This is a genomic window from Streptomyces sp. DT2A-34 (assembly GCF_030499515.1).
In the GTDB taxonomy this organism is placed as follows: domain Bacteria; phylum Actinomycetota; class Actinomycetes; order Streptomycetales; family Streptomycetaceae; genus Streptomyces.
Genome location: NZ_JASTWJ010000001.1, coordinates 5879616 through 5894100, shown reverse-complemented (window position 1 = coordinate 5894100; position 14485 = coordinate 5879616). Strand labels below are relative to the sequence as shown.

Annotated in this window: 15 protein-coding genes; 11 read left to right on the top strand and 4 right to left on the bottom strand. The window is 71.1% G+C overall.

Translation table 11 applies throughout. The features are described 5' to 3' along the window. Window positions 1-58: 58 nt before the first annotated feature. From QQM39_RS26460 to QQM39_RS26445, 4 genes are all read left to right on the top strand, one after another. Window positions 59-1801, top strand: coding sequence for a dolichyl-phosphate-mannose--protein mannosyltransferase (locus QQM39_RS26460; RefSeq protein ID WP_302000043.1), 1743 nt, complete (start codon window positions 59-61; stop codon window positions 1799-1801). Window positions 1802-1893: 92 nt separating this feature from the next. Continuing rightward, window positions 1894-2064: a hypothetical protein gene (locus QQM39_RS26455; protein ID WP_302000042.1), complete on the top strand. Its 171-nt coding sequence runs from the start codon at window positions 1894-1896 to the stop codon at window positions 2062-2064. Between the two features lie 198 nt (window positions 2065-2262). Further along, the gene (locus QQM39_RS26450) at window positions 2263-3906 is read left to right on the top strand and encodes a penicillin-binding transpeptidase domain-containing protein (RefSeq protein ID WP_302000041.1); all 1644 of its coding nucleotides are present in this window, start codon (window positions 2263-2265) and stop codon (window positions 3904-3906) included. A gap of 105 nt (window positions 3907-4011) precedes the next feature. Then, the gene (locus tag QQM39_RS26445; protein WP_302000040.1) at window positions 4012-5694 is read left to right on the top strand and encodes a penicillin-binding transpeptidase domain-containing protein; all 1683 of its coding nucleotides are present in this window, start codon (window positions 4012-4014) and stop codon (window positions 5692-5694) included. Window positions 5695-5697: 3 nt separating this feature from the next. Here the strand turns inward: QQM39_RS26445 and QQM39_RS26440 are convergent, their stop codons facing one another. Next, entirely contained in the window at window positions 5698-6057 is a 360-nt protein-coding gene (locus QQM39_RS26440; protein ID WP_302000039.1) for an SsgA family sporulation/cell division regulator, read from the bottom strand. Between the two features lie 179 nt (window positions 6058-6236). Between QQM39_RS26440 and QQM39_RS26435 the strand changes: the two genes are divergently transcribed. The 6 genes from QQM39_RS26435 (at window position 6237) to QQM39_RS26410 (ending at window position 11326) form a co-directional block, all read left to right on the top strand. Then, window positions 6237-7295, top strand: a complete 1059-nt coding sequence (locus QQM39_RS26435; protein WP_302000038.1) for an energy-coupling factor ABC transporter permease — start codon at window positions 6237-6239, stop codon at window positions 7293-7295. 2 nt (window positions 7296-7297) lie between these two features. Beyond that, a complete protein-coding gene (gene cbiQ / locus QQM39_RS26430; protein ID WP_302000037.1) occupies window positions 7298-8059 on the top strand; it encodes a cobalt ECF transporter T component CbiQ in 762 nt (253 codons plus the stop codon). Further along, complete coding sequence (locus tag QQM39_RS26425) at window positions 8047-8808, top strand: energy-coupling factor ABC transporter ATP-binding protein (RefSeq protein WP_302000036.1); 762 nt, start codon at window positions 8047-8049, stop codon at window positions 8806-8808. Before cbiQ ends, QQM39_RS26425 begins: the two co-directional genes overlap by 13 nt. Window positions 8809-9053: 245 nt before the next feature. Next, complete coding sequence (locus tag QQM39_RS26420) at window positions 9054-9524, top strand: MarR family winged helix-turn-helix transcriptional regulator (RefSeq protein ID WP_302000035.1); 471 nt, start codon at window positions 9054-9056, stop codon at window positions 9522-9524. 150 nt (window positions 9525-9674) lie between these two features. Then, the gene (locus QQM39_RS26415; RefSeq protein WP_302000034.1) at window positions 9675-10124 is read left to right on the top strand and encodes an organic hydroperoxide resistance protein; all 450 of its coding nucleotides are present in this window, start codon (window positions 9675-9677) and stop codon (window positions 10122-10124) included. A gap of 35 nt (window positions 10125-10159) precedes the next feature. Next, window positions 10160-11326: a serine hydrolase domain-containing protein gene (locus QQM39_RS26410; RefSeq protein WP_302000033.1), complete on the top strand. Its 1167-nt coding sequence runs from the start codon at window positions 10160-10162 to the stop codon at window positions 11324-11326. A 64-nt stretch (window positions 11327-11390) separates the two neighbouring features. Here QQM39_RS26410 and QQM39_RS26405 read toward each other — a convergent pair whose 3' ends face one another. Continuing rightward, entirely contained in the window at window positions 11391-11666 is a 276-nt protein-coding gene (locus QQM39_RS26405; RefSeq protein WP_302000032.1) for a DUF1876 domain-containing protein, read from the bottom strand. A 72-nt stretch (window positions 11667-11738) separates the two neighbouring features. Next, window positions 11739-13208 carry a toll/interleukin-1 receptor domain-containing protein gene (locus QQM39_RS26400; RefSeq protein WP_302000031.1) on the bottom strand — a complete coding sequence of 490 codons (1470 nt, stop codon included), beginning with the start codon at window positions 13206-13208 and terminating at the stop codon, window positions 11739-11741. Between the two features lie 31 nt (window positions 13209-13239). Here QQM39_RS26400 and QQM39_RS26395 point away from each other — a divergent pair, with 31 nt between their 5' ends. Beyond that, complete coding sequence (locus tag QQM39_RS26395) at window positions 13240-13698, top strand: HIT family protein (RefSeq protein WP_302000030.1); 459 nt, start codon at window positions 13240-13242, stop codon at window positions 13696-13698. 39 nt (window positions 13699-13737) lie between these two features. Here the strand turns inward: QQM39_RS26395 and QQM39_RS26390 are convergent, their stop codons facing one another. Further along, window positions 13738-14196, bottom strand: a complete 459-nt coding sequence (locus QQM39_RS26390) for a hypothetical protein (protein ID WP_302000029.1) — start codon at window positions 14194-14196, stop codon at window positions 13738-13740. Window positions 14197-14485: the final 289 nt, after the last annotated feature.

The following is a 14485-nucleotide window of genomic DNA, read 5'->3' as shown; positions in this document are numbered from 1 at the left end:
CCATCCTCGCAGGGCGCATCCACGGGACTCCCACAGACGTGTTCCCTACGATGGCGCGGTGACCAGTACCGCGTCCTCCACGGACACCCGGCAGGGCCAGGCGACCCACGAGCAGCAGCCGTCGTGGCAGCAGCGGCTGCGCCGATTCGGCTACACGGCGACGCCCAGAAGCGACGTACGCGACCGGCTCGTGCCGCCGTATGCCGAGCCCAGCCCGCGGATGTGGCAGTTCCTCGGCGTCTCGCGGCCGCTCGCCGAGCGGATCGCGCGCTGGTCCGGCTGGGGCGGTCCGCTGCTGGTGACGCTGCTCGCGGGAGTGCTGCGGTTCTGGAACCTGGGCAGCCCGAAGAAGGTGATATTCGACGAGACGTACTACGCCAAGGACGCCTGGGCGCTCGTCCACCGCGGCTTCGAGGTCAACTGGGACAAGAACGCCAACGACCTGATCCTGTCGACGAACGGCCACGTCCCGATCCCCACGGACGCGGCGTACGTCGTGCATCCGCCGGTCGGCAAGTACGTCATCGGGCTCGGCGAGCTGATGTTCGGGTTCAACCCGTTCGGCTGGCGGTTCATGACGGCGCTGCTGGGCACCCTGGCCGTCCTGATGCTGTGCCGCATCGGCCGCCGTGTCTTCCGCTCCACCTTCCTGGGCTGCCTCGCGGGCGGCCTGATGGCGGTGGACGGGCTGGCCTTCGTGATGGCCCGCACCTCGCTGCTCGACGGGGTGCTGATGTTCTTCGTGCTGGCGGCGTTCGGCTGCCTCGTCCTCGACCGGGACCGGGCCCGCGCGAAACTCGCGGCCGCGCTGCCGGCCGACGCCGACGGCCGGGTCCGCCCCGACGCGCACACCGCCGAGACCCTGCGCCTGGGATGGCGCCCCTGGCGCTGGCTGGCCGGCCTGATGCTGGGCCTGGCCATCGGCACCAAGTGGAACGGCCTGTACTTCCTGGTCGCCTTCGGCCTGATGACGGTCCTGTGGGACGTCGGCGCCCGCAAGGTCGCCGGTGCCCGCTTCCCGTACCTCACGGTGCTCAAGCGCGACCTGGGCTTCGCCTTCCTGGCGACCGTGCCGGTGGCGATCGTCACGTACGTCGTGTCGTGGACGGGCTGGATCCTCTCGCCCACGGACGGCAGCGGCGGCTACTACCGCGACTGGGCGAGCGCCGACGGCCGTACCAGCAGCTGGTCGTGGCTGTTCCCCGACTGGTGGCTCAGCCTGTGGCACTACGAGCACCAGGTGTACGAGTTCCACGTGGGCCTGTCGTCCCCGCACACCTACCAGTCCAACCCGTGGAGCTGGATCGTCGACGGCCGCCCGGTGTCGTTCTTCTACGAGTCCCCCCTGCCCGGCAAGGACGGCTGCCCCGCCGACGCGGGCGAGAAGTGCGCGCGCGAGGTCCTGGCGATCGGCACGCCGCTGCTGTGGTGGGTGGCCGCCTTCGCCGTCCTGTACATCCTGTGGCGCTGGCTCTTCCGCCGCGACTGGCGGGCGGGCGCCATCGCCTGCGCGGTCGCGGCCGGCTACCTCCCCTGGTTCCTCTACCAGGAACGCACCATCTTCTTCTTCTACGCCGTCGTCTTCCTCCCCTTCCTCTGCCTGGCCGTGGCCATGCTCCTCGGCGCGATCATCGGCCCGCCGGGCTCCGGCGAGACCCGCCGGGTGGCGGGGGCGACGGGCGCGGGCGTGCTGGTGCTGCTGATCGCCTGGAACTTCATCTACTTCTGGCCGATCTACACGGGCACGGCGATTCCGGTCGACGACTGGCGGTCGCGAATGTGGCTGGACACATGGGTCTAGCTTGCGTAACAGGAGCAGGCGATGATCGTTCACCGGGCATGAACGCAACCAAACGGACACTTGCTGTCATTGCCCTCACCGGAGCAGCGGTCATGTCGGCCGCCACCCTCGCCACCGCCGACACCCGCGACTCCCAGCCCCCGCAGACGTCCACGAACCTGGTGTACCCGTACTCGGCCGCCTACCCGCCGGGCGTCCTCCCCCTGGCGGCTGCTCCCGCGGCCGCCATCCTCGGTTTCGTCAGCCCCTTCGGCGTCCTCTGAGGACCGTCTCCCGCTGAGCGCCGCATTCGGCCGACCAGGCCGGACGCGGCGCTCAGTCGTATCCGCGGTATCCGGACGGACGCTCTTCGGTCACTCCATCGCCGCAAAAGCGGCCAAGAAAAGAAAACTCCTTCCACAGGTTTCCCTCACGCCACTTACAGTGCGGAGGACTGAAACGGGGAAACGGGGAGGGGACCCATGTCCAAGGGGGTCAAGGCTGCTGTCATAGGCGGGGTGTTCGCCGTGATGGTGGGTGGGGCCGGGTACGGCGCGTACAACATCATGTCCGCGTTGAACGGCGGCGGGGCGACAGGGCAGGGCGGTGAGCCGGCGCCGGTGCGGTCCGGGCCGCCGAGCGGGGACGAGGTCGAGGAAACCACGGCGAAGTTCTTCGCGGCCTGGGAGAAGGGGCAGGCGGCGCAGGCGGCGTCGTACACGAACAACGACGCGGCCGCGCAGGCCGTGCTCACCTCCTACGGCGACGCCGCGCACATCACCGGCGTGAAGATCACGCCCGGCAGGACCAAGGGCGCCACCGTGCCGTACACGGTGAAGGCGAAGGTGTCCTACGGCGGGAAGTCCAAGGCGATCGAGTACCGGAGCAAGCTCACCGTCGTGCGTGGGCTCACCACCGGCCGGGCCCTCGTCGACTGGCAACCGACCGTGATCCACCCGGAGTTGAAGAGGGACGACACTCTCGTCACCGGCGAGGCGGCGAGCCCGCCCATCGAGGCCGTCGACCGTAACGGCACCGTGCTGACGAAGGAGAAGTACCCCTCGCTCGGCCCGATCCTGGACACGCTGCGTGAGCGGTACGGCAGCAAGGCCGGCGGCTCGCCCGGCATCGAGCTGGCGATACGGCACGCCGACGAGTCGCCGGACACCTCGCTGCTGACCCTCGCGAAGGGCAGACCGGGCAAGCTGGAGACGACGCTCAGCGCGAGCGTGCAGGCGGCGGCCGAGAAGGCGGTGAAGCGGTACGACCAGTCCTCGGTCGTGGCGCTCAAGCCGAGCACCGGCGAGGTGCTGGCGGTGGCCAACCACCGGGACGACGCCTTCAACGCGGCCTTCGAGGGCAAGGTCGCCCCCGGCTCCACGATGAAGATCATCACCGCGGCGATGCTCATCGACAACGGCGTGACCTCGATGAACGGACCGGCGCCCTGTCCGCCGACCGCCACCTGGCAGAGCCAGACCTTCAAGAACCTCACGGGCCTGGAGCCCGACGAGACCGCGAGCGCCACCCTCGCAGGCGGCTTCATGCGCTCCTGCAACACGGCCTTCATCAAGCTCGTCGACGAGGACCCGCTCACCGACGCCTCGCTGACCCAGGAGGCCGAGGAGCGGTTCGGGCTCGGCCGCGACTGGAAGACCGGTATCACGTCCGTCGACGGCAGCGTCCCCGCCTCCGGCGGCCCGGACCGCGCGGCCAACGCCATCGGCCAGGGCCAGGTCCAGATGAACCCGCTGAACATGGCGTCGGTGACGGCCACCGCGATCACCGGCGAGTTCCGGCAGCCGTATCTGGTCTCGCCCGAGCTCGACAACCGCCAACTGGCCACCGCCGAGGGGCTGCGGGCGAGCACCGCCGCCCAGCTGAAGCAGATGATGCGGCTGACCGCGACCACGGCCCCGGGCACCGCCGTGCAGGTCATGTCGGGGCTCGGCGGCGACATCGGCGCCAAGACCGGTTCCGCCGAGATCGACGGAAAGGCCACCTCCGACAGCTGGTTCACCGGCTTCCGCGATGATGTGGCGGCCGCGGCCCTGTCCCAGCAGGGCGGCCACGGCGGCGACGCGGCCGGGCCGATTGTCGCAGCCGTGCTACGAGCGTCCGGCTGAACTCATCCCCCGCGGCACGGGACTCTAGGGTGGTCGTCGTCGTTGGTATGCGTGAGGTCGGCAGGGCGGCGGGGGCCCCTGGAATACGCGAGGGAACGGAAAGAAGTGGGCAACAGAGGGCGCGTCGCTGAGCGACGGAAGACCAACCCCGCCGTGGTCGGCGGGATGATCGCCGTGGTCATCGGCGGCGCCGGGTTCGGCGCCTACGCGCTGTTCGGCGGCGGGGCCGTCGCCGACAGTCGTACGCAGTCGACGTCGGCGAGCGCCGACGACAAGGCGAAGGACGTCAAGACCGGCCCGCTGTCGGCGACCGAGGTCACGTCCGCCGCCCGGGTGTTCCTCACCGCCTGGCAGCAGGGCAAGGTGACCGAGGCCGCCGCCGCCACGGACGACTCGACGGCCGCCCAGGCCCTGCTGACCGGCTACACCAAGGACGCCCACATCAAGGACGTCACCCTCACCGCCGGCACCCGCACCGGCGACAAGGTCCCCTTCTCCGTGAAGGGGACGGTGGCGTACAAGGGCACCGAGAAGCCGCTGACGTACGACAGTTCACTCACCGTCGTCCGCCGCGCCGAGGACGGCAAGCCGCTCGTCGAGTGGCACTCCGCGATCGTCCACCCCGACCTGAAGGACGGCGACACGCTGGTCACCGGCGAGTCCGGCACCCCGCCGGTCAAGGCGCTCGACCGGGACGGCGGCGAGCTGACGGAGGCCGCATACCCGTCGCTGGGCTCGGTCCTGGACGGGCTGCGCGAGAAGTACGGCGAGAAGGCGGGCGGCAAGGCGGGCGTCGAGCTCCAGGTGATCCGGGGCAAGGAGTCCAAGAAGGCCGAGCTGTCCGACAAGACCCTGCTGGAGCTGAGCAAGGGCACGCCGGGCACCGTGAAGACGACGCTGAGCCCGACGATGCAGGCCGCCGCGGAGAAGCAGGTCGCCGCGAAGTCCAAGGCGTCGGTGGTCGTCCTGCGCCCGTCGACCGGCGAGATCCTCGCGGTCGCGAACTCCTCGCACGGCTTCAACACCGCCTTCCAGGGCTCTCTCGCCCCGGGCTCCACGATGAAGGTCATCACCTCGTCGCTGCTGATCGAGAAGGGCCTCGCGTCGGCGGACAAGCAGCACCCCTGCCCGAAGTACTTCACGTACGGCCACTGGAAGTTCCAGAACGACGACAAGTTCGAGATCAAGAACGGCACGTTCAAGGCGAGCTTCGCCCGCTCCTGCAACACGGCCTTCATCAGCCAGGCCCCCGAGCTGGACAACGACAGCCTGACCAAGCAGGCCCAGCAGGTCTTCGGCCTGTCCATGAACAACTGGTCCGTCGGCGTTTCCACCTTCGACGGCTCCGTCCCGGTCCAGTCCCAGGCGCAGATGGCGGCCTCGCTCATCGGCCAGGGCGGGGTGCGGATGAACCCGCTGAACATGGCGTCGGTGTCGGCGACGGTGAAGTCGGGCACCTTCAAGCAGCCCTACCTGGTGGCCCCGACGGTCGACAACCGCGCCCTCGCCACCGCCTCCCGCTCCATGTCCGCGTCCACGCTGTCGCAGCTGCGCGAACTGATGGCCTACACGGCGGCCTACGGCACGGCGGCCGAGGCGATGTCCGGGGTCACCGGCGACGTCGGCGCGAAGACCGGCTCGGCGGAGGTCGACGGCCAGAAGAAGCCGAACGGCTGGTTCACCGCGTACCGGAACGACCTGGCGGCAGCAGGCGTGGTCCAGGCGGCCGGCCACGGCGGCGAGACGGCGGGCCCGATCGTGGCGGCGCTGCTGAAGCTGGGCGGCTGAGCCTCAGCGTGCTACGGGCGCGGCGGCCAGATACGTCCGCCGCAGGAACCTCATCAAGGCCTTCGACTCGAACTGCACCACGGAAACGCCCTGGTCCGAGTGGAACTCCACGACGGCCTGCACCCTCCCGCACGGCCACACACGTATCTCGCCGCTCCCGGCAGGGGCCCGCAGCCCCTGCTCCAGCAGGGAGCGCGAGAACGTCCACTCGTGGGCCTCGCGCCCGGGCAACCGCACGCGCACCGAGCGCGGGTCGGTCTCGGGGTCGTAGCGCAGGACGACCGGGACGGCCTCCTGCTCCTCCTGCAAGAGGTCGGCATCCGTGACGATATGGGCTCGGGCGTACTGTTCGATTACCGACATCGGACGGCCCCTTACGCTGCGTGACCTAGGCGAAAGCTGTGCCTCCGCTCCCCTCCAATGTCGCATATCTTGCGGAAAGCGCTCCCTGTGGCCGACGCATCTCACATGTGCGATACCAATGCGACGCACAAGCTCCTCGCTCTTGCAAGCCATTCGCATTAAGCCACTATCATCGAACGGTGCATGTACCCGACGGATTCATAGACGCCCCGACCTCCGCCGTGACCGGAGTGGTCGCCGCGGCCGCGGTCGCCGTGAGCCTGCGCGGCGCGCGCCGTGAGCTCGACGAGCGGACGGCGCCGCTGGCCGGCCTGGTGGCGGCGTTCATCTTCGCCGTGCAGATGCTGAACTTCCCGGTCGCGGCCGGGACCAGCGGACATCTGCTCGGCGGCGCCCTCGCCGCGATTCTCGTCGGCCCCTATACCGGCGCGCTGTGCATCTCCGTCGTCCTGCTGATGCAGGGCATCCTCTTCGCGGACGGCGGCCTCACCGCGCTCGGCGTGAACATCACCAACATGGCGATCGTCGGCGTCGTAGTCGCCTACGTGGTCTTCCGCGGCCTGGTGAAGGTCCTGCCGAAGACCCGGCGCTCGATCACCGCCGCCTCCTTCGTCGCCTCGGTGGTGTCGGTGCCGGCCGCGGCCCTCGCGTTCACGCTGCTGTTCTGGATCGGTGGCACCACCGACGTCTCGATCGGCAAGGTCGCCACCGCCATGGTCGGCGTCCACCTGCTGATCGGCATCGGCGAGGCGGCGATCACCGCGCTGACCATCGGCGCCGTCATCGCCGTACGCCCGGACCTCGTCTACGGCGCCCGTGACCTGCGGCAGCCGCTGAAGCTGCGGGTCGGCGGCGAGCTCGTCGACGCCCCGGCGCCCGAGGCCGCGCGGCCGGTCGCGGCCCGGACCTCACGCCGCACGCTGTGGATCAGCGGCCTGGTCACCTCCCTCGTCCTCGCCGGGTTCGTCAGCTTCTACGCCTCCGCCAGCCCCGACGGCCTGGAGAAGGTAGCCGAGGACAAGGGGTTCGCCGAGTCCGCGGAGGAGCACGCGGGCGCCGACTCCCTGCTCGCCGACTACGGCGTCAAGGGCATCGACAACATCCGTCTGTCGGGCGGCCTCGCCGGGACGATCGGCGTCGGCGCGACCCTGGCCGCGGGCACCGGCATCTTCTGGGCGGTGCGCCGGCGCCGTACGGACGAGGCGGCCGATGTGTCGCCCACGAGCACGAGCGTCTGAGCATGGGCGCAGGGCACGCGCACCGGCTCTACCGGCACGGGCACTCGCCCGTGCACGGCCTGCCGCCCCACACCAAACTCGCCGCGACGTTCGCGTTCGTGGTGGTCGTGGTGTCGACGCCGCGGGAGGCGATGTGGGCGTTCGGCCTGTACGCCGTGCTGCTCGCGCTCGTCGCGTACGTCGCGCGCGTGCCCGCAGGGTTTCTGCTCAAGCGGCTGCTGATCGAGGTGCCGTTCGTGGCGTTCGCCGTGCTGATGCCGTTCGTGGCGGAGGGCGAGCGCGTCGAGGTGCTGGGCATGTCGCTGAGTGTGAGCGGGCTGTGGGGCGCCTGGAACGTGCTCGCCAAGGGCACGTTGGGCGTCGCCGCCTCCGTACTCCTCGCCTCCACCACCGAGCTGCGTGAACTCCTCCTCGGCCTCCAGCGGTTGAAGCTTCCGCCCCTCCTCGTGCAGATCGCGTCCTTCATGATCCGGTACGGCGATGTCATCGCGGACGAGATGCGGCGGATGCGCATCGCCCGCGAGTCGCGCGGCTTCGAGGCGAAGGGCGTGCGGCACTGGGGCGTGCTCGCGAAGTCGGCGGGCGCGCTGTTCATCCGCTCCTACGAACGCGGCGAGCGCGTGCATCTGGCCATGATCAGCCGGGGGTACGCCGGTTCGATGCCGGTGATCGACGAGGTGACCGCGTCCCGGGCGCAGTGGTCGTACGCCCTCGCGCTCCCCTTCGCCGCCCTCGTCGTCTGCGTGTTGGGATGGACCCTGTGAGCACTGCTTCCCTGGAGGTCTCCGGCCTCGCCTTCGCCTACCCGGACGGCCACCAGGCCCTGTTCGGCGTGGACTTCACGATCGCGCGCGGCGAGCGGGTCGCGCTGCTCGGGCCCAACGGCGCCGGCAAGACGACCCTCGTGCTCCACCTCAACGGCATCCTGACCGGCGGCACGGGCGGCGTGCACGTCGCCGGGTTGCCCGTCGGCAGGCAGCACATGGCCGAGATCAGGCGCCGGGTCGGCATCGTCTTCCAGGATCCGGACGACCAGTTGTTCATGCCGACGGTCCGCGAGGACGTCGCCTTCGGGCCGGCGGCGGCCGGGCTGAAGGGCCCGGAGCTGGAGGAACGGGTCGACCGGGCGCTGGAGCGGGTCGGCATGGCGGAGTTCAAGGACCGTCCCCCGCACCACCTCTCCTTCGGCCAGCGGCGCCGGGTCGCGGTGGCGACCGTCCTGGCGATGGAGCCGGAGATCCTCGTCCTCGACGAGCCCTCCTCCAACCTCGACCCCGCCTCCCGCCGCGAACTGGCCGACATCCTGCGCTCGTTGGACGTCACCGTCCTCATGGTCACGCACGACCTGCCGTACGCCCTGGAGCTGTGTCCCCGCTCCCTCATCCTGAGTGAGGGCGTGATCGCGGCGGACGGGAAGACGGCCGAGCTGCTGTCCGACGACGAGCTGATGCGCGCCCACCGCCTGGAGCTGCCGTTCGGATTCGATCCGCGGTCCGTGACAATGGGCGCCTGACGAATCACGACGAGGACGCCGGATCAGCCGCGTACCCCGCCCCCTTGCCCATCGACCCGGACCCGCCCAGCGCAGCCATCAGCCATCAGCCATCAGCCATCAGCCATCAGCCATCAGCCATCAGCCATGGAAAACGTCTGATGCCAGGAGCCGGGCACGCGCACAAGCCGCGAACGACGACTGATGCGCGCCCACCGTCTGGAGCCGCCGTTCGGATTCGATCCGCGGTCCGTGACAATGGGCGCGTGACCAACGACGAGGGCACCGCGGACAAGGGCTCGCTGCTGCTGGACGAGCAGCTGTGCTTCGCGCTGTACGCCGCCCAGCGCGCGGTGACGGCCGCGTACCGCCCGCTTCTCGACGAACTCGGCCTCACCTACCCGCAGTACCTCGTCCTGCTGGTCCTGTGGGAGCGCGGCGAGACGACGGTGAAGGAGCTGGCCGGCGCACTGCGGCTGGACTACGGCACGATGTCGCCGCTGCTCAAGCGGCTTCAGGCGGCGGGTCTTGTCCGCCGGGAGCGTGCGGCGAGCGACGAGCGGTCGGTGCTGGTCGCGTGCACGGGGCGGGGACAGGAGCTGCGGGAGCGCGCGGCGCGCGTGCCGGGCGCCCTGCTCGCCGCGACCGGGCTCGGCGGCCCGGAGGTGGAGCGGCTGCGCGAGGAGCTGTGGCAGCTGGCGGCGAGGGCGGGGGCCGCGGCCGACCGCAACCGCTGATCTCGGGTCCATCGGCTGATCTCGGGTTACCGACGGTTGCTACCCCCTGATAACGGCAGGCACCCTACCGGCAAGTACCTTGTGCACGATGTACTTGTGCGCGCCGCGCGGCGGAGTCGCACATTGATACAGCCTGGGGGAGGGCCAACCATGACCGTCGAAGGCACCGCCGTCGACACCCGTCCGACGAAGATCATGTACGTCGCCGAGGCCACCGCGCACGGCGGCCGGGACGGCTACGTCACCAGCCAGGACGGCCAGATCGACCTCAAGGTCGCGATGCCCCCGGAGCTCGGCGGGGACGGCAACGGCACCAACCCCGAGCAGCTGTTCGCCGCCGGCTACAGCACCTGCTTCCACAACGCGCTGATCCTCGTCGGCCACCGCGAGGGCTACGACCTCACCGGATCCACCGTCGCCGCGAAGGTCGGCATCGGCCCCAACAAGCACCGCGGCTACGGCCTCGCGGTCGCCCTCAGCGTCTCGCTGCCGGTGCTGGACGCGGGCATCGCGGCCAAGCTGGTGGACGCGGCGCACGAGGTCTGCCCGTACTCCAACGCGACCCGGGGGAACATCGACGTCACCGTCCTGCTTGGGTAGAAGGGCACCCGCACAGGCAGGACGAGGAGACGGACGTGGGCGTGAACGGCACAGTGGCCGAGGGCTTCGAGCCGGTCAGGGAGGCGTTCGTACGGAACTTCGCCGCGCTCGGGGAGCGGGGCGCGGCCGTCGCCGTGTACCGGGAGGGGCGCAAGGTCGTCGACCTGTGGGCCGGTACCAGGGATGTGGACGGCGAGGATCCCTGGCAGCGCGGCACCGCGCAGGTCGTGCGCTCGGCGACCAAGGGCGTCGCCGCCGCCGTACTCCTCCTCCTGCACCAGCGCGGGGAGCTGGACCTGGACGCGCCGGTCGGCGAGTACTGGCCGGAGTTCAAGGCGCACGGCAAGGAGCGGCTGCTGGTCCGGCATGTGCTGAACCATCGCGCCGGGCTCCCGGTGCTCGACCGCCCGCTCACGCCCGAGGAGGCACTGGACCCGCACCGCGGCCCCGAGGCGGTGGCCGGGCAGGCGCCCGCGTGGGAGCCGGGCACCGACCACGGCTATCACGCGCTGACGTACGGCTGGCTGCTGGACGAGCTGGTGCGGCGGGTGACGGGGCGCTGGGCCGGCGAGTGGCTCGCGGCGGAGGTCGCCGGGCCGCTGGGCCTGGACCTGTGGATGGGGCTGCCGGAGTCGGAGGCGGGACGGGTCGGTCGTACCGGCCGGGTCGACGGTCCCGAACCGGTGGGTGGGCTGCGGTCGCGCCCGAAGCGGTCGGTCACCGAGGCCTACGGCGACCCGGACTCCCTCACCCGCCGCGCGTTCGCCGCGATCACCCCGTTCCCCGACCAGAACGCCCCCGCGTACCGTGCCGCCGCCCTCCCCGCGACGAACGGCATCGCGACGGCCGACGGACTGGCCCGCTTCTACGCGGCGCTGATCGGCGAGGTCGACGGCGTCCGGCTCTTCGACCCGGCGACGGTGGAGCTGGCCCGGGCACAGGAGTCGGCGGGGCCGGACCGCGTCCTGGTCGTGGGCACCCGCTTCGGCCTCGGCTACATGCTGCACGGCACTGCGTCGCCCCTGCTGGGACCGGGTTCCTTCGGCCACCCCGGCCGTGGCGGCGCCCTCGGCTTCGCCGACCCGGAGACGGGGATCGCGTTCGGCTATGTGACGAACGGCTTCCGCAAGACGGTGACGGCGGATCCGAGGGCGCAGGGGTTGATACGGGCGGTGCGGGTGGCGGTCGGGGCGCTCGCGTAGCGTTCGGGTCGGACGATTCGCTTCAGACGATTCGCTTCGGACGATTCGCTTCAGACGATTCGGTTCAGACGTGGATCGGGTGCGACGTGCGTCCCGACGCCTGGTCGATCTCCCCGTGTGCCTTGGTGAGCATCTGCATCGCCAGCTCGTTCAGCGCGCGGGCACCGGCGATCTCCTCACCGACGCGTGGCTGATTCGCGTCCGTGTGGTGCCGTGAGGCGTGCCCGTGGGCCCGTACCTCGGTGCCGTCGGGGAGCCGCACCATCGCGACCGCCCTGGTGTGCGTGTCGTCCTCCTGGAACTCCAGCTCGACATGCCATCCCACTGCGGTGTGCATCATGACGATCACCTCCGGAAGTTCTGCTTCCAGGGTGCGCCTCGGAAGGGCCCGCCGACTAGTCGGGCTCGGCGCCTAGTCGGGCTCGGCGAACTCCTCGGGCCGCGGGGCCGGGGCGGGGCGCCTGGTGCGGGCGGGGGCGCTGAGGGCGGTCACCCGGTCGGCGAGCAGGGCGATCCGCTCGGCGGCCTCGGTCACCAGGTCGGTGCGCAGCCGGCGCTGGTGGCGCAGCGCGAGTTCCATGGTGGCCAGCGCCAGGGCCGCGCCGACCAGGACCACGACCGCCAGCGTGAGGTGGACGCGCGGCCTGCCCTCCCCCGCCGCGTCGAAGGCGAGCCCGGACGCCACGGCCAGGGCAGTGACCAGGGCCAGCCCCACGCAGTAGCCGCTGAGGATCCAGGGGTGGTCCTGGCACAGCCACCTCAGCCGGGAGCGCCGCGCCTCGTCCGCGAGCCGCCCGAGCGCCCCGCGCATGTCCTCCAGCTCCCAGTCGGCCTTCTCCCGCTGCTCGCGGGAGAGCGGCGGCCGCGACTCGGCCAGGCGGAGCTCCAGCCGGGCGATCGCCCGGCGCAGCACCGGCCGGGTCACCCGGTCCGGCAGGCCCTGCGGCCAGCGGGCCCACAGGTCGGCGTCGCGCCGCTTGAGGCGGATGTGGGTGGCGGCCGTGTGCGCGACGGCGAGGCCCATGACCAGCAGCAGGGCCAGGGAACCCCACATGCCCTTGTCACCCCACATCTGCAGCGCCGGGAACAGCCCGATGAGCACCAGCCCCGCGCCCATCGGCCAGGTCTGCCGGATGTACGTCTGGTGCTTGACCGCGTGCAGGTCGCGTTCCCAGCTGTCGATGGGGCGGCGGAGCAGGAAGCGGCCGACGGCGACCGCGATGAGCGGCGCGCACAGCAGCAGGCAGCCTCCCAGGGCGGCGTGCAGGGTCCATGGCAGGCCGTCCCCGCGCGCCCAGTCGTCGTCCCTCGCCAGCGCGGGGACCCCGACCAGTGCCGCGCCGGCCGGCAGCGCGGTGAGGACGCCGAGCCACCGTCCCGGCCGGTGTCCCGGCGGGGGCGGCGGGACGTGGGTCCAGGTTCGGGTGACCTCGGTCTCCAGTACGGCGATCAGTTCCGCCAGGTCGTCCTCGAAGCGGGCCGCGCGCAGTGACTGGGCGTTGCGGTGGGCCAGTTCGCGGATGGGGTGCGGGAGTTGGTCCGGTCTCGGCGGGGCGGCGCCGTCCAGCAGCAGGGGGACGACGGTCTTGCCGGTGTGCAGCGCCTGGTCGATCTCCCTGCGGACCCAGTCCGCCTCGTCGTCCAGCCGCAGCCCGCCGGACGGGCCCCGCGATGCGAGCCAGCCCCGGTGCACGACCACGAGCAGCACCTCGCAGTCCGCCACGCGCTCCCGCAGCGTGTCCGGGTAGCGCTGTCCCGGCACGATGGACGCGACGTCCCGGAAGACCTGGTCCTCGCCGAAGTGCTGTTCGAGCCGGTCGTACAGTTCCCGCACGACGTCTTCGTGATCGCCCCTGCGGTAGTTGATGAAGATGCCGCCCACGCCGCACACCCTAGAGCGACAGGGAAGGTCCATGGACGCCCGTGAACAGGCTTGCGCCTTCTGCGAGATCGTCGCCGGCACCGGCCACGCGCGGGTGGTGTACGAGGACGCGCACACCCTCGCCTTCTTTCCGCTGGCGCCCGCGACGCGCGGGCACACGCTGGTGGTGCCCCGGGCGCATACGGCGGACCTGTGGGCGATGGACGAGGCGGAGGTCCAACGCCTGTTCCACACCGTGACGGTGGTGGGCAGGGCGCTGCGGGCGGTCCTCGAACCCGACGGCATGAACGTCATCAACTCCGCGGGCGCGGTGGCCTCGCAGTCCGTGTTCCACACCCATGTGCACCTCGTGCCGCGCCGGCCCGGGGATGCGATGGGGCCCATCTGGCCGCCGAAGGGCGGGGGTTTCCGGGAGGAGGACGACGCGGCAACCGCTGCGCTCGCCGCCCGCGTTTCGGCGGCGGTCCGGGTTCCGGGGCGGGAATCCTGAAGGGGCTCCGCCCCTCCGACCCCGGGCTGGACGGGTACCTCACAACGCGATGACGACCAGCGCGAGGTCGGCCAGCAGCAAGGGCGCGTAGAACAGCAGTAACGTCGGCGTGATCCAGACCTCCGGCCAGGGCATCCGCGCAAGGTACGGCGCCACGTTCATGGACAGCACCTCGACCGTGCTGTCGGGGACCCGCGCGGCGTCGTAGAGCCGGCGGAAGGCCCGTTCCTGGCGCAGGAAGAAGCAGTCCAGGTACCAGAAGCAGAGGAGCGGCACCACGCCGACGGCCGCGAGCTGCCAGTTGAGCCGACTGGCGGAGAGCGCCAGCAGACCGGCGGCCAGGGTCAGCGCCCAGCCCTTGACGAGAAACGAGTTGGTGCCCAGGCGGTTGATCGTCGCCTGGATGAATTCGAGATGCTTGATCCGGTCGGCGTCCAGCGGCGCCCTGCCGCCGACCCCCGCGTCCGACGCGCCCAGCCCCTCACTCAGCGCAGTCACTGCCCCGCCCCCTCGGTGAAGTCTTCGCACGTCCGATCGTAGTTCCGGAGCGAACGGCCCGTGGTGCCGTAAGCGAAAGCCGTCTGCGCCGACCGGGCTCGCGACCAGCCACGACGGCACCGCAGACCACCGAGCGGCCATCGCGGCCCCCGGTGGAGCCGCATACCGACACAGCCGGCGGAGCGCTTGGTGCCGGAGCAAAGACCGCAACTCGGGATCAGTGAGACTCGGCACACTCGCTTCGGTGACCGGCTCCGCCCTGCTTCCATGGAGATGTCGCATTCCACGG